Raw genomic sequence first — 20,693 nt, forward strand, 5'->3', positions numbered from 1 at the left:
GAGTCCTTCTTCGCCGCTCTCAAGAATGAACGCGTCCACCGCACCGCCTACCCCACCCGTGAACACGCCCGACGCGATATCGCCCGGTACATAGAACTCCGATACAACACAACACGCCGCCACTCGGCGCTCGGCTACCGCACCCCACAACAGGCCTACGACGAATACCTGAAAAAGCAGGATGCCGCGTAAATCAGCTTAATAGGACCTGTCCGGATTCAAAGGGGCGCATCACACGAGGTCCGCCAGCGTGCTGCTGGACGGCATCGCGGTGATGTTCGACCTCGCTGGCGACGCCGCCGGCCAGTTCGAGGCCTCGGTCTACTCGGCGCGCATCGACCAGGACAGCCTCGTTCGGCTGAAGCCGTATCTGGGTAGCGTCACGCAGTTTGTGACGTACCTCGCGCACGTGCAGGGATTCGTGCTGCCACTCGCGATCGGCGACACGTACGCGGCGCTGGGCGACCACAGCCGCGCCGTGTCGTTCTATCTCAAGGCGCGCGACTACCGGTACCTGAACCTGCCGATCGAGCGCCCGATGCTCTGGGCGAAGATGGCGCGGGTAATCCTCCAGGACGCCCATCGCCGTTATCGTGACCGCGACATGGCGGGTGCCCGGGAACAGTACGAACGTATCGTGAAGATCCTCCCCGGCGGGGGGTTCGAGCTCTCGGGTGACCTCTACACCGGGGCCTTCGCCGACCTGACCGGGCAGACCACGGCCTTCCTGGAGGCGCCCGACAAGGTCGGCTTCGACGCCCTCGACTTCGCGCGCCGCGCCGTGCTGATGGAGGCGCTCGGCTTTCTCGGCCAGATCCGCAGCGGCATCAACTATCTGGGTTTCCCCGACGAGATCGTCCCCATCCACTCCTGGCGGTATCTGCAGAACGTCGCGCGCTACCTGGCAACCCAGGCCATCCAGGCGGAGCGCGCCTACATCACCTTCCAGGACACCGCGGAAAAGGAGTCATTCACCCGGCTCGCGCTGGAACAGGGCGTGGACGCCCAGGCCGCCGCGGTCGACGTCGAGGAGGCCCGGGTCAACGCCGCGCTCGCCCAGGAGAGCGCCGCGCGGTCCGCCGTCAAGCTCGCCCGTACCCGCCGGGACAACGCGGTCGCGCAGCAGGACGAGTACACGCGGCTGAGCCGGCGGCTGGCCTACCTGGATGAGATCACCGCGTTCACCAACGCGAGCGGCATCCGCGACGTGAAGATCCGCATCAACGCGGACTGGGCACGCCTGCTCGACGTCGGCTCCGGGGACCATGACCCCAACCTGCTCATCCAGCTGCTCACCCGGCGGCGTAGCCAGCTCTCCCGGGAGTACGAGCTGCAGAACATGACCCGCCAGATCGACGAGATGAACGCCGCGCTCGCGGCGGCGACCGGCCAGGTAACCGTGGCCGAGAGGATGACCGACGTCGCGCGCGGGCAGAAGGAGCTGGCCGAGCTCAGGCTGGAGCAGGCCAGGGCACAGCTCGAGCATTTCGACAGCGAGGAGTTCACCTCCGAGCTCTGGGACAACCTCGCCCAGGCGCTCCGCCAGCTCTCCCGTACCTATCTCGACCGGGCGATCGCGGCGGCGTTCCTGATGGAGCGGGCCTTCGAGTATCAGTACGACGTCGTGGTCAACCGCGTCCGCTTCGACTACGAGCGCAGCGCGCTGCACGGTCTCCTGGCCTCCGACTTCCTGCTCTCCGACATCGACCAGTTCAGCGTTGACCGGCTGCTGGAGACCAGGAAACGGCTACCACTCAAGATCACGATCCCGCTCGCCGAGCGGTACCCCTTCCCGTTCGTCCAGCGGTTCCAGCGGACAGGTCGTCTGGAGTTCCAGACCCTGCTGGAGGATTTCGACCAGCGGTACCNGGGGGCACACCTCGCGACCCTGCGCCGGGTGGAGGTCGTGGTCGAGGGCCTCGTCGGGCCCGAAGGGCTGCATGGCAGGTTGACCAACGCCGGAACGGGCTTCGTACGGGACCGGCGAGGCGGTCGGCGGATCAGGCTGCAGCCGCCAGAGACTCTGTTGCTGTCCCGGTTCGACCTGCGCGGCGACGGGTTCGTGTTCACCTCCGACGAGGACGTCCTGGACGTGTTCGAGAACAGCGCCCTCGCGACCGGCTGGGNGCTGGAGTTCCCGCTGGACGCCAACGACGTGGACCTGCGCGCGATCAGCAACGTGCACCTGGTGCTCTACGCCGAGGCCTTCTACGGGGACGACGTGGCCGACGTCGTGCGCGCGGAGCTCGCCGGGACGGCGGTGTATCAGTACACGCTCGGGCTCTCGCTCAGCCAGCAGTACCCCGACGAGTTCTTCGGCTTCCAGGACACCGGCGAGGTCGGCTTCACCGTGGACACCGCGTACCTGCCGTTCAACCACGCCGAGCCGCGCCTGCGCGAGCTGCAGCTGCGCGTCCAGTCAGGTAGGGGAGGCGCGGCGGAAGGGCTCGGCGTCGAGGTGTCGCGGGTGGGCGGGGCGTCGGCCACCCAAGCCACCGACGCGGACGGCATGGTTGGGACGGACGACGGTGGTGGTGGCGCGGCGATGAACGCGCTGCGCGGGCAGCCGCTGTCCGGCGACTGGGTGGTCCGCGTCGACCCGGCGGCGAACCCCGGCTTCGACCCGGCCAGCGTCGACGAGATCACGCTGTTCGCCGAGTACGACTACAGCCCGCGCGGCCGGCCCGAATCCCTGGACACCTTCGACGCCGACCCGATGGCCGGGTTCGACGTCGTCACCGACGCCGGCGCGACGACGAACGGGCCGGCGGCTTGGTCCCATGACGCCGCCGGGAGCCTGGTGCGCCAGACCAGCGGTGCGCACGGCCCCGGTGCCTCCCTCACGAGTCCGGACAAGCCCGGCGCGTACCTGGTCAGGAAGATCACGCCCGACTGGCCGGCGCTGCGCGACCTCACCCTGCGCGCCCGGCTGCGCTCCGACGGCCCGGACGGGATAGGCCTCATCTTCCGCTACCAGGACCCGGACAACTTCTACTTCCTGCTCCTGGACTCCGCCCGGCTCTACCGACGGCTTGGCAAGAAGGTCGCCGGGGCGTTCCAGGAGCTGTCCACACCCGCCGTCGACCTGACGGCCGGGTACGACGTCGGGGCGGATCTCGACATCACCGTGAGCATGGTCGGCGACGCGGTCATCGCCTGGCTCGACGGCGTGGAGATCCTGCGCGGCCGTGACGGCGCCATCGCCGCCCCGGGCCGGGTCGGCTGCTACGCGTGGGCCAACCCGAACGCGCGGTTCCTCGACCTCGCGGTCCGGCCCGTCTGATGGCGCGCTGCCCGCGTCACGCGCTCCACCCGCGCAACGGCCACCGCGGTCCCGGCGACGAGGCTCGTTCCCGCCACGATCGCGGGCACAGTTCCGGCAACCGGGTGGAGGGCTGAACGATGGACCAGTCCGGGGTCGCCCCCGAGGTCGTGCCGCTGCCGCGCGGCGGCGGCACGATCCGGGGAATCGGCGACACGTTGTCACCGGATCTGCACACGGGTACCGGGAGCTACCGGATTCCGCTGTGGTTCCCCCGCGGGCCGGGCGGATTCCAGCCCGAGATGGGCCTGGTCTACTCCAGTGGCGCGGGCAACGGGCCGTACGGCATCGGCTGGCACCTGCCGGTCCTCACCATCGCGCGGCGCACCGACCGGAGGCTGCCGGCCTATAACGACACCGACACGCTCCTCGTCGACGGCGAGGAACTGGTCGCCACGCCCGGCGGCTACCGGGCCAAAAGAGAAGAGCAGTTCCGCCGGATCACGACGTCCGGCGACGGGTTCGCGGTACGTGACCGCGGTGGGCGTCGCTTCCTGCTCGGAACCGGCGCGGCGGCCCGGGTGGAGCGCGTCGACGACGCCGGCGGCCGGCGCACCCTGGCCTGGCTGGTCGAGCGCGCCGCCGACCGCAACGCCAACGCGATCGACTACCGCTACCTGCGCGACGGCGGCCGGCTCTACCTCAGCGAGATCCGGTATGGCCCGTACCGGATCGACCTCGCCTACGAGGCCCGCCCGGACGTCGTCACGGACCGCAGAGCCGGTTTCGACCTGACCACGGCGCTGCGGCTCGCCGCCGTCGACTACCGGCTCACCGGCGAGGACGACCCGTTCCGGACGTACGCCTTCGGCTATGACGAATGCCCGCACACCCAGATCTCGCGGCTCGTCGAGGTGACCTGCGCGGGCGAGCGGGACGGGCAGATCGCGGCGCTGCCGACGCTGCGGCTCGGCTACACGCCCTACCGGCCCGGCCGGCGGTACCAGGCGCTGCGTGCCGCGGCGGGCGCGCCCCCACCGCTCGGGCTCGACGACCCCAGCATGAACCTCGTCGACCTGGACGCCGAAGGGCTGCCCGGCGTCGTCCAGCTCAGCGGGCAGACCCGCCGGTACTGGCCGAACCACGGCGGCAGGTTCGGCGCGCCCCGCACGCTGCGCCACGTACCGGCCCCGCTGACCCTCTCCGACCCCGCGGTCGCGTTCGCCGACATGGACGGGAACGGCACCGCCGACCTGCTGCTCCTGCGCGCCTCCCCGTTCGGTTACCTCGCGAACGAGCCCGGCAAGGGGCCGACCCAGCGCACCCGCTGGCGGCGGCCGCCGGAGTTCGCCCCCGACGATCCCGACCTGCGCCTGCTCGACCTGAACGGCGACGGCCTGGTGGACGCGCTGCGGACCGGGCAGCGGCAGTTCTACCTGTACCGCAATCTCGGCCCTGACGGCTGGGCGCGACCGGTCGCGATCCCCCGGGTGCACGACCGGGCTCGCTTTCCCGACGTGTTCTTCTCCGATCCCCGGGTGAAACTCGCAGATCTCACCGGCGACGGGCTCACCGACATCGCCTGGGTACACGGCGGCCGCCTCGACTACTGGCCCAACTACGGCAACGGCCGGTTCGGCGCGCGGGTCACGCTCGGCCTCTCCCCGGCCCTCGGCCGCGACTTCTCCCCGGACCGGCTGCTGCTCATGGACGTCAACGGCGACGGCGTCGCTGACGTCGTCCACCTCGGGGACGGCCACGCGCTGGTGTGGACGAACCGCGGTGGCCGGGAACTCGTCCTCACCGCCGACGTCGCGCACATCCCGCCACAGCGCGGCACCAGCACGCAGGCCGCGGACCTCCTCGGCACCGGAACCGCCGGCCTGGTGTGGTCGGCCGCCGCGACCGACCGAACCGGCGGGAACTACCGCTATCTCGACCTCACCGGCGGGGTCCGCCCCCACCTGCTCGCCTCGGTCGACGACGGTACCGGTCTCGTGACCGAGGTGGAGTACCGGCCGTCGACCGAGCACATGATCAGGGCGGCCGAGGACGGCACACCCTGGCGGACGACGCTGCCGTTCCCGGTCCAGACCGTCACGCGCGTCACGAAACGCGACGCGGTGACCGGCGCCGTCACGACCCAGCGGATCCGGTACTTCGACGGGCTGTTCGACGGCCGCGGGCGGGAGTTCCGCGGCTTCGGCCGGGTGGAGGTCCTCGACGAGGGCGGCGCGGGCGCTCCCCCGGCGCGGACGACGTCATGGTTCCACCAGGGCGTGCGCGGGGTCACGCCGGGTGCCAGCCAGGCGGAGCGGGACGCGCTCGCGGGCAAGCTCGCCCGGCTGGAGATCACTAGCCCGGACGGCGGGCCGCACGCGGACCGGCCGCTGCGGGTCGAGGAGAACACCTACGCCGTGCGCGACCTTGGGTCCGGCGTCCTGTTCCCGCATCTCGCCAGCTCCGCCGTCCAGATCGTGGAACGGGGCGACACGCCGCTCACCGACACGACCACGCTCACCTACAACGACCTGGGCAACGTGGTCGGCAAGCACGAGCGTTGGGACGCGGGCGGCGCTGGCGCCACGCGGGAACTGGTCACCACCATGCGGTACACCGAGGACACCACCCGATGGATCCTCAACCTCCCCGTCGAGCTGCGCGGCGCCCGCGTGGACGGACAGCTGCTCGGCCTGAGCCGGTACTACTACGACGGCGCCCCCTTCGAAGGGCTGCCTCTCGGCGAGGTCGAGCTCGGCAACCTCACCCGGCGCGAGGACCTGGTGATTACCGATGACCAGGTGACGGCGGTCTATGGGGCCGATGCCCCGGACTACCCCACCCTCGGGTACCACCGGATGGACGCGGGCGACGGGGTCACAGGGTGGGGCGTGAACGGCCTGGCCGACGGGCACGACCCGATCGGCAACCCGGACCGGCGCAGGGACCCGCTAGGCGGTCTCGGCACGACCGTCTACGACGCGTACGGCATCTTCCCTGTGGAGGTCACCGACCCGCTCGGTCACCTCCACACCGTGGAGTACGACCTGCGCGCGGGACAGGTGAGCCTGGTCGAGGACCCCAACGGCGCGCGGACCCAGTACCGCTACGACGGGGTCGCCCGGCTGATCGCGGTGGTCAAGCCTGGGGACAGCCTCGCGCTGCCGACGAGTGCCTTCGAGTATCTCGGTGCGGACCTGCCGCTGGCGGTGCGAATTAGCCTCCGCCCGGTCGGTGGCGAGACGGCCACGCTGGACGCCGTCGAGTACTTCGACGGCTTCGGGCGTACGGTACAGCGACGGAGCGCGTCCGAGGACGGCAAGGTACTGGTCGACGGAGGCCGGACCTACAACGCGCGTGCTCTGGAGGCCGAGCGGACGATCCCGTTCTTCTCGACCGGGTTCGACTACCAGGCCGACGACGCGGCCGCGCCGCCCTTCCGGTACCAGTTCACCTATGACGCGGTGGGGCGCGTGGTCGAGACGATCACTCCCGATGGCCGGCCGTCACGCATCAGCTACGAGGCCGGACGGATCACCCGGTACGACGTCAGCGACACCGACGCGAGCGCGGACAACGTCGCCCGCGGCCACTTCGACACCCCGCGCGTGGACCGCGTCGACGCCCGCGGCCGCCTGATCGCCGTCGAGGAAGGGCTGTCCGCGTCGTCCGCGCTGGTCACGGCGTACGACCACGACCCGCTCGGCCGGCTGGTGCGCATCACGGATCCGAACGGCCTGCGTCTCGCCGAGTACGTGCACGACCTGCGAGGCCACAAGATCCAGATCAGCCACGCGGACGCCGGCGTGCGGCGCGCGGCGCACAACGCGCGCGGCGACCTCGCCCTGCTCGTCGACGCGGCCGGCAGGAAGGTCACGCTGGACTACGACGCCGTGGGCCGGCGCCTGGCGACGTCCGTCGCCGGAGTGGTCACCGAGACGTTCAGCTACGACAGTGGCACCGGAACGAACCTGATCGGGCGGCTCGCCCAGGTCACCGACCCGGCGGGCACCACGCGGTTCGGCTATTCACCGCGCGGCCTGCTCACCGAGAAGACCAGGGAGACGGCCACGCTCGGCGGCTCGATGGAGTTCACGCTGGCCTACGGCTACGACGCGCTGGAACGGATGACCTCGGTCACCCATCCNGACGGCGCCGTGGTCGGGTACTCCTACAACGAGCGCGGCCTGCTGGCCGAGGTGCCGGGGGTCGTGGACGGCGCGTCGTACAACGCGCTCGGTCAGCTCACGGAGCTGCGCTACGCCAACGGGACCACCTCGTCCTATTCCTACGACCCGGCGTCGTTCTTCCTGCTGGACGCGGAGACGGGCGGCCCGGCGTCGCCCGACCCTTACTACAGGATGAGCTACACCTACGACGCGGTGGGCAACCCGCTGACGATCACCGACGGGGTGAGCGCGCCCGGGCATCCGGTGTTCGACCGGACCTGCGCGTACGACGCGCTGTGCCGGCTCACCGAGGTGACCGGCTCGGCCGCCGGGGCCGCGTTCCAGCACACGTACTCCTACGACGCCGCCGGGAACTTCCGGCGCAACGGCGAGTTCGGCCCCGGCGAGATCACCCTGGAGCCGGGGACGAACCGGCTGCGCGGGGCCACCTCCGCGGGCGGCGCCGAGACCGAGCTGTTCGGGCATGACGCGAACGGCAACCTGGTGTCCGCTCCCGGCCTCTCGCTCACCTTCGACCCGCGCGGGCGGCTGGTGCGCGTGGACAAGGCGGACGGGACGGTGGTGGAGTACGCCTACGACCACGCCGGGATGCGGGTGCGCAAACGGGTCACGCCGCCGGGCGGAACGACGGCCGAGACCCTCTATGTCGACGGGCTGCACGAGGTCCGGGACGGTGCCGCCACCCGGTTCGTCACCAACGGCGATACCCGGCTCTGCGCGACGGGAGCAGGCGGGACCCAGTTCCTGCACCACGACGCGCTCGGGCACGTCGTGCTCGTCACCGGCGCAACCGGGGAGATCCTCCTGCGGCTCGGGCACCACGCGTTCGGCACGCCCGCCTTCGCCGCCGGCCCCGGCGACACCCCGTTCCGGTTCCTCGGCAACGAGCTCGACGAGACCGGGCTGGTCTACTGCCGGTCGCGGTACTACCACCCCGGGCTCGGCCGGTTCGTCTCGCCGGACCTGTTCACGCTGCTCAATCCGGAACAGCTGCTCGGGCTGCCGTCCGCGCTGAACCCGTACGCATACGCGTCCAACAACCCGCTCCGCCAGGCCGACCCGGAGGGCGCGTTCTGGAAATGGCTGCTCGGTGGACTGCTCATCGCCGCGCTGGTCGCCGCGACGGTGGTCGTGGGGATCGTCACGGGCGGCGCCGGCTTCGCTTTCGGCATCCTGCTCGCGGCCTCGATCGGCTCGGCGCTCGGCGCCGGCGTGGGCACCTACGCCGCCTGGCGGGGCGGCGGCGATCTCGCGGACGGCTTCCTCTTCGGCGCGCTGGTCGGCGCCGCGGCGGGCGCCGGCGGGTACGCGCTCGGCGCGGCGGTCGGCGCGGCCGGGATCAGCGGCGCCTGGGGCGCGGTCCTGTCCGGAGCCGCCCAGGGCGCGGTGGTCGGCGCCGGCAACGGCGCGATCGTCGGATACGCGGGCGGCGCGGGAACGGCGCAGGACATCCTCCTCGCCATGGCCACCGGGTTCGCGGTGGGAGCCGTCCTCGGCGGCCTCGCCGGCTACCTGCGGTACAGCATGCCGGACGTGCGGACCGCCATGGTGAACCGCGCGGGCGAGCTGCCCGTACAGCAGGTCGACCCGGTGACCGGCCAGCCGGTGCTGGGCCCGACCGGGGCCGCGGTGACGCAGAACGTGCCGATACCCGGGCCGGCCCAGAGCTTCTGGCAGTCGGCCGCGCAGACCCCGGCGACCTGGGCGCAGCGGGCCCTGGAGGCCACCGCGCAGCCGTTCGTCTTCGCCAGTGTCGGCTCCGTCAGCCAGGCGGCCGTCTGGCACGACTGGGACGCCATCAGAGCCTGGATGATCGAGACCTTCGGCGGCGACAACCAGACGGTGACCGCGGGAATCCCAATCGCCTGACGGGCCTGTCAGCCACCGCCCGGTCTCGCCGCGGTCACATGCGGGCGGTGGTCATAGTCATGGACCCGCGCGACGCGACGCCCCCAGTTGGCGAGGTCGGATGACGCAGCGGGCTGCATGGCCACGATCGCGGCCGGTGCGGGCTCGGAATCGTCGAGCGAATTTCGGATCGGGCCGGCGAATACCACCGAACCGGCCGCCACGACCGCGACTCCCGCCTGCGGGTGGGGAAGCAAGAGCGGGCGGCTGGTGATGTCCGCCACGCACTCGCTGCTCCCGGCTGTGCTCTGAGTGGAGGGTGCCGGTCTGACTCGCGGACCGCCCCGGGCCGCAGGGCTCTCAGTCCTCCAACGCGCGCTGCCGCGCCGCTACTGGGCAGCCCGCGCCCTACGCACCCTGTCACAACTCTGGAACCGCTTCAGAACGGCCTGACACCGCCGGATGCGAGACCCGCACGTCCGGTGGTGTGGGAGGGGCCCGGATAATATCCCGGGCACCTCCCGATTATGTCTGCCCCGGGGCCGAGGCCCCGGACCCCAAGCCGCGCACGAGCGACTCCAGGAAGGGCGTCCCGTCGCACCGCCTCACGTGGCCAGGCCGGTGCCGCCCATCGGTGGGCGTCGGCGGCGGCGCGGCAGGTGTTAGAAGAAGCCCTGGTTGGGCGGCGGCGTGCCGTGGAGTGCGTGTCGGCCGACCGCGACCGCCTTGAGCGTCTTCGGATTGTGGGCGGCGATCGCGCGGATGTTCCGCCAGTGTCGGTCCAGGTGGGCGCTGCGGCGGACCAGGGAGCCGCCGCCGACGTCGAACAGCTCCGAGGCCGCGCGGTTGGCCAGCTCGTCGATGACGACCTTCGCCTTGGCGTTCAGCAGCGCCGCCCGCAACGAGAGCTCAGCCTCCTCGGGAGTGCCGTGCGCCGCGTAGGCCTCCTGCAGTGCCGCCCCGGCGGTGAGAACCAGAGCCTCGGCCGTGAACGCCTGGCTGTGCAGCAGCCCGACGCTGTACTGCACGATCGGGTCGTCGGCGGGCGTGTCGGCGTTCGCGTGGTAAAAGGCCCGTGTGCGGCGATGCACCTGCTCGACGGCGTCGCTGGCCACCCGTCGCAGGATGCCGGCGATCATCGCGTTCAGCTGGATGTGGAAGAACGTCGCGGGGTACGGGAGGGTATCGCCGGCCGATGCGTCCGTGCCGAAGTAGTCCTCGGGGTGGATGGCGACGTTCTCGAAGGTCACCGTGCCGCTGCCGGTGAAGCGCTGGCCGAAGCCGTCCCAGTCGTTGGGCCGGTGCACGCCCGGGCGGTCACCAGGGATGATCAGCTGCGTCTTCTCGCCGTCGACGCCGGTGGCGCTGACCAGCAGCCAGTCCATGTACAGGCTGCCGGTGGTGTAGTGCTTCGTCCCGTTCAGACGCTGGCTGTCCGGCGTCTGGGTGATCGTGGTCTCGTACGGGAAGTCGGTCGCGCCGGCCTTCGCGCCGAGCTCGGTCGTCGCTGAGCCGATGAGCTCTCCTCGGGCGACGTGCTCCAGCCATCGCGCGGCACCGGGGCCGGTGCCGCGCAGCAGGTTCTCCACGACACCGAAATGGCTGCGCAGGATGTGCGCGACGTTGGAGTCGGCCGCGCTCAGTTCGATGAAGACCTTGTAGAGCTCGATGAGTGACGCGCCGCCGCCCTGGGCGACGGGCAGCCGGATCGCGCCGAGCCGTGCCCGCCGGACGGCGTCGATCGCCTCGAACGGCAGCTCGTCGCGTTCGTCGCGTCCCAGGGCGCCCTGTGCGATGTGTTCGATCAGCTCCCGCAACCGGGGGGAGCCGTAGGTTACGGCTGCGGTGGCTTCGGCAAGGTCGGTCATCAGGGCCTCGTCGTGGATACCGCCGTGGATACCCTGGCCTTCAGGCCGGGGAGGAAACGGCGCACCGCGCGGGAACACATACAAATCCTTTCGGTAGAGGGCGGAGAAGGTCCCGGCCGCCTACACGAGTCAGTGTTGCTCGGCCTGCGGGCACACGGCGTCGGGAACCGTGAGAGCCAGGCGGTGTTCCGGTGCGCGACCTGCGGGTACACGGCCAACGCGGATCAACGCAGCGTGCACCATCGCCGCAGGCCGNGCGGTGACCGCGCGGGGAGGCACGGCGCTGGCCCGGTCGGCGAACCGCGAACCGCGAACCTCGACACCGCGCACGTCCTCTGGTGGGTGTGTAGGAGTGGGAATCCCCCTCGTTCGCGAGGGGGGAGGACGTCAACAGGGCCCCTTCTCAGCGTGGCGTGGCAACTCAAGCTTCGCCTCCCGGCGCGAGCGGGATCAACGCGCTCCGGCTAACGCGATGGGACGCCCCGCGCTTAACTGTCGCGGCCGGACCCGCCCCGGCCGCGCCGCCGCCGACTGCGAAGACGTGCTTCACCGAACCTGTAGCCGTTCCTCCTTCCTCGGGGGGCGGCTGCCCCGAACGATGCAGGGGTGGCCGAACGACTCCTGCATTTGAACGTCAACGGCAATGGGCTCGCGAAGCCGCCGAACAGCTGGCGGCGCAGCGATCCGCCGACCTGGTTTCTGGATTTCGCCCGGTGGGAGCAGCTCGGGCGGATCGCCGAGCGCGGCCTGCTCGACGCGGTGTTCCTCGCCGACCATCTGGGAGCCACCGATTTCAGCAAGCCCTGGCATGCCTTCGACCCGTTCATGCTCCAGACGGCCGTGGCCCGCGCGACCCGCCACATCGGCCTGGTCGCGACGCTGTCGGCGACCTTCTACCAGCCATGGGACGTCGCCCGCCGCGCCGCGACACTCGACCTCGCCTCCGGCGGCCGGGCGGCGGTCAACATCGTCACCTCGGGTGAGGACGCGGCGGCGGCGCTGTATGGCCGGGGTGCGCTGCCCGAGCGAGACGTCCGCTACGCCCGCGCCGAGGAGGTGCTGATCGCCGTCAAGCGGCTGTGGAACTCGTGGGACCCGGCGGCCCTCGTCGCCGACGCCGAGACCGGTGAGCTGGTGCACGAGCCCCTGGTCCCGACAGTGGACTACGACGGCGCGCACGTCGGCTTCACCGGGCGTTTCCAGTTCCCACGCTCCGCCCAGGGGCAGCCGGTGATCGTTCAGGCCGGCGCGTCACCGCGGGGTATCGACCTCGCCGCCCAGCATGCCGACGCGGTGTTCTGCGCGGCCAACACCATCCCGACCGCGCAGGAGTTCTACCGCACGCTGAAGGCACGCGCCGCCGCCCACGGCCGCAATCCGGACGAGCTGCTGATCCTGCCCGGCCTGAACATCACGCTCGGCGGCACCGAGGCCGAGGCGAAGGCACGCCGCGCCGCCCTGGACGGTCCGGCCACCGCCGACGCCGCCAGCCTGAGCGCGTTGTCGACGCAGCTCGGCATCCCGGTGGATCTGCTGGTCCTGGACAGGACGCTGCCCTGGGACGTCGTCGACTCTCCCGAGTGGCGGCCGCGCAGCGTGGGTGCCGCAACCGCGGTGCTGTCGGTGGCGCGCCGCGAGGACCTCACCGTCCGCCAGCTGCTGGAACGGCGCGTGCACGCGCAGAACGCCCTGGTCGGGACGCCGGAGCAGGTCGCCGACGAGATCGAGGTGTGGTTCACCCGGCGAGCCGCCGACGGCTTCAACATCAATTTCGACATCTTCCCGTCCGGCCTGGAGCAGGTGGCCGACCAGCTGATCCCGGAGCTGCAGCGACGGGGGATCTTCCGCCGCGAGTACACCTCCACCACCCTGCGCGGCCACTACGGCCTCCCGCCGCTCACACCCGATGCATCTCCCGCCGCCACTGCGGCGGTCACGACCGTCGCCTGATCAGGAGAACACCGGACCGTGAGCACCCGCCAGCTGCATCTGAACGTCAACGCGAACGCGCTGGGGCGCGCGCCGGGTGGGTGGCGCCTGCGCGACGACCCGCTCGGCTTCGTCGACATCGCCGAATGGGAGAAGCTTGGGCGGACCGCCGAGCGGGGCCTGCTCGACGCGGTGTTCCTCGCCGAAACACACGGTTTCGCCCACCAGGACTTCACCCGGCCCTGGAACGCGCTCGACCCCTTCGTCGTACTGACCGCGATCGCGCGCGCGACCACGCATGTCGGGCTGGTGGCGACGGTGTCGTCCACCTACCGGCACCCGTACCACATCGCCCGCCTCGCCTCCTCCGTCGACCTCGTCTCCGGCGGCCGGGCCGCCATCAACGTCGTCACCACGCAGTCGCCGCGGGCCGGCGCCCAGTTCGGGCTGGACGCCCACCCCGACCGCGACGCCCGCTACGGCCGGGCCGACGAGGCGATCTCGGTGATCAGAGCACTGTGGCAGTCGTGGGACCCGGACGCCCTTGTCGGCGACCAGGACTCCGGTGAGCTGACCGACTTGGCCAGGGTCCGGGAGGTCGAGCACACCGGCGAACACCTGCGGCTGCGGACCTGGTACCAGGTACCGCGCTCGCCGCAGGGCTACCCCGTCGTCCTGCAGGCCGGGGCGTCGCCGCAGGGCATCGACCTGGCCGCGAAGTACGCCGACGCGGTGTTCTGCGCCGAACACAGCCTCCAGCAGGGCCTGGACTTCGCGCGCAAGGTCAGGTCCCGGGCGCGTGACGCCTATGGTCGCGACCCGGACGAGGTTCTGATCCTGCCAGGGCTGTGGCCGGTGCTGGGCAGCACCGAGGCCGAGGCACGCGAGCGCCGCGACCTGCTGGCCAGCCTGTCCACCGACGACACCGACGCGCTGGCCTCACTCGCCGCCCAGCTCGGCCTGCCGGTGGACAGCCTGCGACCGGACCGGCAGCCGCCGTGGGATCTGATCGACTCGCCGGACTGGAATCCGTCCAGCCGCGGCTTCGCCAACTCCGTGCTCCAGACCGCCCGCAACGAGAACCTCACGGTCCGCGACCTCCTGGAGCGGCACATCGCCGGCGGCGGGCACCGGATGGTGGTCGGCACCCCGGAGCAGGTCGCCGACGAGATCGAGGCGTTCTTCACCGCGGGCGCCGCCGACGGCTTCAACCTCAACCACGACTTCTATCCCGATGGTCTCGATCTCATCGTCGACCAGCTGGTACCGGAGCTGCAGCGCCGCGGCATCTTCCGCAAGGAGTACGAGTCCACGACGCTGCGCGGCCACCTCGGCCTGCCCATTCCGGCACCGTCCTCCCGCTGAACGGCGGCGCCGGGGCTGGTCCCGGCCCTGCCCCGCCCCGCGGCGGCGCCGTGCCCCGCCGCGCCCGGCCGTGTCAGGACAGGGCGCCCGTGAGCGGGGGCGCCTCCACCCCGATCGCGGCCGGGCGCAGGGCCCGCTCACCCCGAACCCGCCCGGCGATCCCCGTCAGTCGCTCGGCCTGCTCCGGCGCGAGGGCGATGCCCAGCGCCCCGACGTTCTCGCGCAGGTACTCGGCGTGGCGGGTGCCGGGGATCGGGACGACGTCCTCGCCGCGCGAGAGCACCCAGGCGAGGGCGACCTGACTGGGCAGAGCACCGACCTCGGTGGCGATCGCCGCGACCTCGTCGGCGAGCGCCCGGTTGGCGTCGAAGACCTCCTCCGCGAACCGGGGATGCGCCAGCCGGCGCCCCTGCAGGTCCGCGCGGCTGCGCACCCGTCCGGTCAGCCATCCCCGCCCGAGCGGCGAGTAGGGGACGATGCCTATGCCCAGCTCCCGGGCGATCGGCAGCGTCTCGGCCTCGATGTCCCGGCTGAAGACCGACCACTCGTTCTGGATCGCGGTGACCGGATGGGTGGCATGCGCGCGGCGCAGGGTCCGCGGCCCCGGCTCGGACAGGCCGATGTAGCGGACCTTGCCTGCCTGGACGAGCTCCCCCAGCGCACCGACGGTCTCCTCGATGGGGACCGCTGGGTCGACGCGATGCTGGTAGTAGAGGTCGATGTGGTCGATGCCGAGGCGCCGCAGTGAGCCCTCCACCGCCGCGCGCACGTACTCCGGGCGCCCGTCCACCCCGCGGGCGTTCGGGTTGGTGTCGCGGTCGCGTGCGTTGCCGAACTTCGTGGCGATCACGAGATCGTCCCGGCGCCCGGCGATGGCGCGGCCGAGCAGCGTCTCGCTGACGTCCGGGCCGTAGACGTCGGCGGTGTCGAAGAAGGTGATGCCAGCATCGATCGCCTCGTTGACCAGCGCCGTCGCGAGCTTCTGCTCGTCGTCGTCGGCGGAGCGCACGAAGCTCATGAAGCCCAGGCCGAGCGCGGAGACCTCCAGGCCGTGGGCGCCGAGCCTGCGTCGAGCAATAATGCCTGTCACCGTCGTTCTCTCCCTCGGTCGCGCGGATCTGCAGTATGCGGATCGTCAGGTCATGCGAAAGCCCGGCCGAGCCTGCCGCGAGCGGAGGGCCCAGCCGGGCGGGGGCCAGCGGCGGATCAGCTGGCCGGGCCGGTCGTGACGCTGTCCAGGGCCGTCGTGTAGTTGAACCCGAGCTTGGGCGCGATATTGCTCTTGAGCCCGCCGTATTTGAACGCGGCCTCCACGGTCGCCTGCTGGATCTGCAGGAACTTCGGATCGCCGATCCGGTAGAAGGTCGAGTGCCGGGCGTTCTCCCAGTTCACCTTGGCGACGTCGGGCTTCTGTCCCACCTGGTCCACCAGAACCTTCACGTACTCCGCCTCGTGGGTCGGGATCCACTTCTCGTAGAAGGTTCGTAGCCGCCCGTAGAAATCCTTGAGCGCGGCAAGCTTGGCCGGGTTCTCCAGTACGTCGGTCCGGGCGATCCAACCGCTGCCGCCGAGGAGGCCGAGCGAGGCCATGTCGGCGATCTGGAACGCGTCACCGGAGTCGGCCAGCTTCTTCACATAGCTGTAGCTGGTGACGGCGGCGTCCAGACTGCCGGCGAGAAAGGCGTTGGCCGCGGCCTGGTTGCTCGGGAACTGCACGCCGCGCACCTCGTCGAGACCGAGACCGCTCTTCTCCAGCGCGANGACGTACTCGGCGTAGATGTTGCCGCCGTAGTTGTAGCCGATCTTCTTGCCCCGCAGGTCGGCCAGCGATTTGATGCCGGAGCTTTTGGTCACGTACACGGCCGACAGGTAGGGCGCGTCGGGCGTCCACGTCACGGCGAAGCCCTGGATGGGAGCGGCGTCCTCGGCCCAGGGGGTGGCGGCGTTGGCGGCTTCGAACGCGGCGGTGTTCTCGCCGGTCTGGCCGACGTCGATCTGCTTGCCGTAGAGCGCGGCGAGCTGGTTCGCCGGCCCGGCGATGATGGGGATCTGGAACTTGTACGGGGTGTCCTCGAACAGCCCGGACGCCTTGAGAAGCGCCGGGAAGTCGGCGGTCTGATAGCCGATCTTGAGGCTGACATCGGAGAGGTCGACGGCGGACCCGCCCGCCGCACCGCCCGCAGCCGGCGAAGCCCCGCTCCCGGTGGAGGATCCGCCATCGCTCCCGCAGGCGGCGACCACCGCGGCCAGGGCGGCGGTCGCGGCGGCGGCGGACGCGCGGTGGAGGAGGCGCCAGGGTTTCTTTCTGGTGAACATGAATAGCGGTCCTTCTCGTGGGTTGGTCACTGAGGATCCGTGGCGGATGTCTGGTCGGCGGAACGGACGCCTGCGGAGTCGCCGTCGGCGGGGATGACGGCGCCCGGGTCGCCGGCACCGACGGTGCGGGCGATGCCGAGCTGCTCGAGCAGCGTCGCCCGCAACGCCAGGAACCGGGGATCGTCGCGATTGCGGGGCTTGTCGATGGCGACGGCCTGGTCCAGGGCGATCGAACCGTTGGAGAGCACCAGGACGCGGTCCGCGAGCAGGATCGCCTCGTCGACGTCGTGGGTGACCAGGACGACAGCCGGCTCATGCCGCGCGCACAGCGCCGCCAACAGGTCATGCATCCGGATCCGGGTCAGGGCGTCGAGGGCCGCGAACGGCTCGTCGAGCAGCAGCAGGTCCGGCTCGGTGACCAGGGCACGGGCGAGTGCCACCCGCTGGGCCTCACCGCCGGACAGCGTTCGCGGCCAGGCGTCTCCGTGCCCCGGGATGCCGACCTCGGCCAGGGCGTCCGTCGCTCGGCGGCGCGCGGCCCGCGGCCGGGGAGCGCTGAGCACGACATTGCGCCACACCTTCTGGGCGGGGATCAGGCGCGGTTCCTGGAAGACGGTCGATCGCGCCCGGGGAACGACCACACGTCCCCCGTCGGCAGTGTCGAGACCACCGAGGATGCGCAGCAGGGTCGTCTTGCCCGTCCCGGACGGGCCGAGTAGCGCGACGAAGTCACCCTTGCGCAGCTGGAGGTCGACGCCGTCGAGCACCGCCCGGCCGTTGAAGACCCGCCGTACGCCCAGCACGTCGACCACGTAGCCCGCACCGTCCGCCGGCGCCGCGGCGGGCGTCGCCCCAGCGACGGTCGCGTCGCCCAGGATCTCAGCTGAAGCCGACACGGGCCCTCCAGGGCAGGGCGAGGCGTTCCACGCCGCGCATGAACAGGTCGATGAGGATGCCCAGCACCGCGTAGATCCAGATACCGGCGATGACGATGTCCGGGCGCTGGTTGTTCTGGGCGTTGATGATCAGGAAGCCGATCCCGGCGGTGGAGTTGACCTGCTCGGCCAGCACCAGCGACAGCAGCGAGAACGAACAGGCGAAACGAAGACCGGTCAGGATCCCGGGCAGCGCCGTCGGGAAGATGATGCGGCGGGCGATCTGGAAACCGCTGAGCCCGAAGGTCCGCCCGGCCTCGATGAGTTTCTGGTCGGNGTTCTTCACCGCCTGGAACGTGTTCAGGTAGAGCGGGAAAAGCGCGGCCGCGGTGATGAGTGCGAGCTTGGACGGCTCGTCGATGCCGAACCAGGTGACGAACAGCGGAACCANGGCGATGAAGGGCACCGTCCGCAGCATCTGCAGGGTGGCGTCGAAGATCTCCTCACCGATCTTCCACAGGCCGGCGAAGATGCCGAGGAGCAGGCCGGTGAAACCGCCGATCAGCAGGCCCGTGCCGGCACGGCGTAGCGACACCGGGATGGCGTCCTGCAGTGATCCGTTGTCCCACAGATACTTGTAGGCTTCCACGATCGTCTTCGGCGAGGGCAGCGTGTCCTCGGAGGTCCNCTTCCAGTTCAGTGCCAGCTGCCAGAAGACGACCAGGAAGACGGGGACGCCGATGCGCAGCGTCCAGCCGCTCCAGAAACGGATCCGCCGCCGGATCTCCACCACGCGGCCGTGGCCATCCGGGCTGAGATCGACCAGCGCCCGGTCGAGGGTGGCCTTCGCGGCGCCGTTGCGGTCCGGCGCCGGCGCGGCGTCGGTGACGAGTTCGATGGTCGCCATCACGCGACCCCGACCCCGACCCCGACCCCGACCCCGACGCCAGCCCCGACGCTGTTGCTGTCACCGGCGCCCACGGGACGGGTTCCGCGCAGCTGGACGCGGTGGATGACGCGGATCTCGCTCGGGTCGTTGTCCGCGACGCGGCGGTGCCAGACCGCGCGGTTGTCCCAGAGTGCCCCGTCNCCCTCCCGCCAGTGGTACTGGATGACGTTCTCCAACCGGGCGGTGCGGTCGTAGAGGATCTTCAGGATCGCCGCGCTCTCGGCCGGGTCCAGGTGCTGGCCGGGGAAGAGGAGCACCTGGTGTTCCAGCCAGGCGGCCCGCAGCTCGGCGATGGTCGCCGGGTCGAGGTCCGCCGCCAGGTCGACGCCGGTGACCTCGGCGCCGAAGTGGGCGTTCAGCCGCCGAAATCGTGGGCCTGAGGCGAGTGTGCTCATGAGCCGGTCCTTACTGGCTGATGCGGTCAGGCGGACCTGACGCGGTCAGACGAACGTCGTGAACGGGACGGTGTCGTCCTGGTCGAGTTCGGCGACAAGGCCGAGTTCCCAGGCCAGGTAGCGGCGGAATCCCGCCTTGCGGGCCTCGGGATCGGTCTCGCGCCAGCCGGAGCTGACGACGTCGTTCGGCTCGTGCAGCCAGGTGACCTGATCGGTCTCCACGGGCAGGCCCGCGGCACGCCAGGCGGCGGTACCGCCGTCGAGCACCAGCACCTCCCGGTCGGTGACGGCCGTGAGGTCGGCGGCGGCGTACCGGGCGAGCACACCGTCGGGGGAGGTCACCACGATCGGCCCGGTGCCGGTCGGCCCGGTGGCAGGCAGGGCGGAGGGCGACTCCGTGAGCTGGGCGCGGATGGCGAAGTACGCACCGGGCAGGTGACCGGCCCGGTAGTCGGGGCTGGGGGCGACGTCGAGCACGAGTGTGTCCCCTGCCGGCGCGCTGGCCAGTTCGCCGGGGGTGACGGCGCGCGGGCCGTCGGTCGGCAGGCCGAGGTCCGGGCTCACTACCGGCCCGGTCTCCAGCTCGACGCCGTCGAGCGCGCCGTCGAGGACGAAGACCTCGGCCCAGCCGAGCTGGACGATCCAGGAGGCGGCGACGGTGGCCCGCACGCCGTCGTTGTCGACGAGGACCACGCGGGAACCGTGCGTCCCGACATACCGGAACACCCACGGCGCGACGTCCCAGCTCGGCGCCGAGCGCGAGCCGGGTCGGTGGCCGGCCGCGAACTCCTCGGGCGTGCGTACGTCGAGGACGTAGAGCGAGCGGGTGTCGTCCGCGGCGAAGCGCGCCAGCGTCGCCGCGTCGATGTACTGGATCCCGAAACGCTCGCGGAAGCGGTCTCCGGCCGCCCGCGCCGCGTCCAGCGCCGCTCCCCTCGGTAGCGGTGCCTCGGACCGCTGGCCGTGGTCGAGCTCGTGGCCCTCCAGCACCCACGACTGGGTGCCGCCCTCCAGCGACACGACCCGGTTCGGCAGGCCGGCGTTGATCAGGACCTGGGCGCCGAGGATGCTGCGCGTGCGCCCGGCGCAGTTGACCACGACCAGGGTCTCGGGCGAGGGCACCACCTCGGCGGCCCGGTAGACGAGCTCGGCGCCGGGGATCGACGTCCCGCCGGGCAGGCTGTGGTTCGTGAACTCGCCGATGGGCCGGCTGTCCAGCAGCACGATGTCCTCGCCGGCGGCCCGGCGCTCGAGGAACTCGGGCACACTGATGTGCGGCGTCTTGTAGATCTCCTCGATCCACTCGCCGAAGGCCTGCCCGATGACGTGGTCTCCGCCGCTGTGGACCTTGTACCCGGCCTCGGCCCACGCGGCGAGCCCGCCCTCGAGCACGCGGACGTCGGTGTAGCCGAGCTCGCGCAGCCGGGCCGCGCCGCGCTCGGCGAGCCCGCTGTCGCCGTCGCCCCCGTCGTAGGTGATGACCGGCGTGTCCCGGCGGGGGACGAGCGCTCCCACCCGGCGCTCCAGGACGCTGAGCGGGATCGAGACGGCCAGCAGGATCGAGCCCTGCTCGGCGGTGACGCCCGGTTCGCGGACGTCGACGAGCGCGTACTCCGCGCCGCCGCCGAGCAGCGCACGCAGTCCGGCGGCGTCGATGGTGAAGGTGGCGAAGGCGGTCATGGGTTTCTCCCGGGCT

The 20,693-nt window shown here is 71.3% G+C and carries 10 protein-coding genes and 10 pseudogenes; 8 read left to right on the forward strand and 12 right to left on the reverse strand.

Going from position 1 to position 20,693, the window contains the following annotated elements; all coding sequences use genetic code 11:
* The 5 genes and pseudogenes from UG55_RS10320 to UG55_RS46960 all read left to right on the forward strand — a co-directional run.
* Nucleotides 1-192, forward strand: a 192-nt coding sequence (locus UG55_RS10320) for an IS3 family transposase (RefSeq protein WP_157901503.1), incomplete at its 5' end; no start/stop codon positions are given.
* Between the two features lie 1,168 nt (nt 193-1,360).
* A pseudogene (locus UG55_RS46945) lies at nt 1,361-1,868 on the forward strand (tetratricopeptide repeat protein); the annotation flags it as partial.
* Between the two features lies 1 nt (nt 1,869).
* Nucleotides 1,870-2,126 (forward strand): annotated as a pseudogene (locus tag UG55_RS46950) (hypothetical protein); the annotation flags it as partial.
* A gap of 1,276 nt (nt 2,127-3,402) precedes the next feature.
* Nucleotides 3,403-7,409: toxin TcdB middle/N-terminal domain-containing protein (locus UG55_RS46955; protein ID WP_396230860.1), on the forward strand; the 4,007-nt coding region annotated here is incomplete at its 3' end.
* A 1-nt stretch (nt 7,410) separates the two neighbouring features.
* Nucleotides 7,411-9,321, forward strand: a pseudogene (locus UG55_RS46960) (RHS repeat domain-containing protein); the annotation flags it as partial.
* Nucleotides 9,322-9,329: 8 nt separating this feature from the next.
* Here UG55_RS46960 and UG55_RS10335 read toward each other — a convergent pair.
* Both UG55_RS10335 and UG55_RS10340 read right to left on the reverse strand, forming a co-directional pair.
* Nucleotides 9,330-9,584 (reverse strand): hypothetical protein, encoded by a 255-nt coding sequence (locus UG55_RS10335; RefSeq protein ID WP_066066402.1) that lies wholly within the window; start codon nt 9,582-9,584, stop codon nt 9,330-9,332.
* A 378-nt stretch (nt 9,585-9,962) separates the two neighbouring features.
* Nucleotides 9,963-11,168, reverse strand: coding sequence for an acyl-CoA dehydrogenase family protein (locus tag UG55_RS10340; protein ID WP_066066532.1), 1,206 nt, complete (start codon nt 11,166-11,168; stop codon nt 9,963-9,965).
* Nucleotides 11,169-11,265: 97 nt separating this feature from the next.
* On the opposite strand from UG55_RS10340, the pseudogene UG55_RS35085 reads away from it, so the two are divergent.
* From UG55_RS35085 to UG55_RS10350, 3 genes and pseudogenes are all read left to right on the forward strand, one after another.
* A pseudogene (locus tag UG55_RS35085) lies at nt 11,266-11,423 on the forward strand (zinc ribbon domain-containing protein); the annotation flags it as partial.
* A gap of 351 nt (nt 11,424-11,774) precedes the next feature.
* Nucleotides 11,775-13,118, forward strand: coding sequence for an NtaA/DmoA family FMN-dependent monooxygenase (locus tag UG55_RS10345; protein ID WP_066066406.1), 1,344 nt, complete (start codon nt 11,775-11,777; stop codon nt 13,116-13,118).
* Nucleotides 13,119-13,136: 18 nt separating this feature from the next.
* On the forward strand, nt 13,137-14,462 hold the full coding sequence (locus tag UG55_RS10350; protein ID WP_066066407.1) for an NtaA/DmoA family FMN-dependent monooxygenase: 1,326 nt from the start codon (nt 13,137-13,139) through the stop codon (nt 14,460-14,462).
* Between the two features lie 73 nt (nt 14,463-14,535).
* On the opposite strand, the gene UG55_RS10355 is transcribed toward UG55_RS10350, so the two are convergent.
* The 10 genes and pseudogenes from UG55_RS10355 to UG55_RS10380 all read right to left on the reverse strand — a co-directional run bounded on the left by UG55_RS10355 (nt 14,536) and on the right by UG55_RS10380 (nt 20,677).
* The gene (locus tag UG55_RS10355; RefSeq protein WP_242424123.1) at nt 14,536-15,552 is read right to left on the reverse strand and encodes an aldo/keto reductase; all 1,017 of its coding nucleotides are present in this window, start codon (nt 15,550-15,552) and stop codon (nt 14,536-14,538) included.
* Nucleotides 15,553-15,668: 116 nt separating this feature from the next.
* Nucleotides 15,669-16,222 (reverse strand): annotated as a pseudogene (locus UG55_RS46965) (hypothetical protein); the annotation flags it as partial.
* Nucleotide 16,223: 1 nt separating this feature from the next.
* Nucleotides 16,224-16,778 (reverse strand): annotated as a pseudogene (locus UG55_RS46970) (ABC transporter substrate-binding protein); the annotation flags it as partial.
* 26 nt (nt 16,779-16,804) lie between these two features.
* Nucleotides 16,805-17,674 (reverse strand): ABC transporter ATP-binding protein, encoded by an 870-nt coding sequence (locus UG55_RS10365; RefSeq protein ID WP_066066413.1) that lies wholly within the window; start codon nt 17,672-17,674, stop codon nt 16,805-16,807.
* Nucleotides 17,658-17,989: ABC transporter permease (locus UG55_RS46975; RefSeq protein ID WP_396230861.1), on the reverse strand; the 332-nt coding region annotated here is incomplete at its 5' end. The genes UG55_RS46975 and UG55_RS10365, both read right to left, overlap by 17 nt.
* A 1-nt stretch (nt 17,990) precedes the next feature.
* Nucleotides 17,991-18,103, reverse strand: a pseudogene (locus UG55_RS46980) (ABC transporter permease); the annotation flags it as partial.
* 1 nt (nt 18,104) lies between these two features.
* Nucleotides 18,105-18,302, reverse strand: a pseudogene (locus UG55_RS46985) (ABC transporter permease); the annotation flags it as partial.
* A gap of 257 nt (nt 18,303-18,559) precedes the next feature.
* Nucleotides 18,560-18,742 (reverse strand): annotated as a pseudogene (locus UG55_RS29930) (hypothetical protein); the annotation flags it as partial.
* Between the two features lies 1 nt (nt 18,743).
* Nucleotides 18,744-18,997, reverse strand: a pseudogene (locus tag UG55_RS46990) (TauD/TfdA dioxygenase family protein); the annotation flags it as partial.
* A gap of 45 nt (nt 18,998-19,042) precedes the next feature.
* Nucleotides 19,043-20,677 (reverse strand): rhodanese-like domain-containing protein, encoded by a 1,635-nt coding sequence (locus tag UG55_RS10380; protein WP_066066422.1) that lies wholly within the window; start codon nt 20,675-20,677, stop codon nt 19,043-19,045.
* Nucleotides 20,678-20,693: the final 16 nt, after the last annotated feature.

The organism is Frankia sp. EI5c (genome assembly GCF_001636565.1).
GTDB lineage: Bacteria > Actinomycetota > Actinomycetes > Frankiales > Frankiaceae > Parafrankia.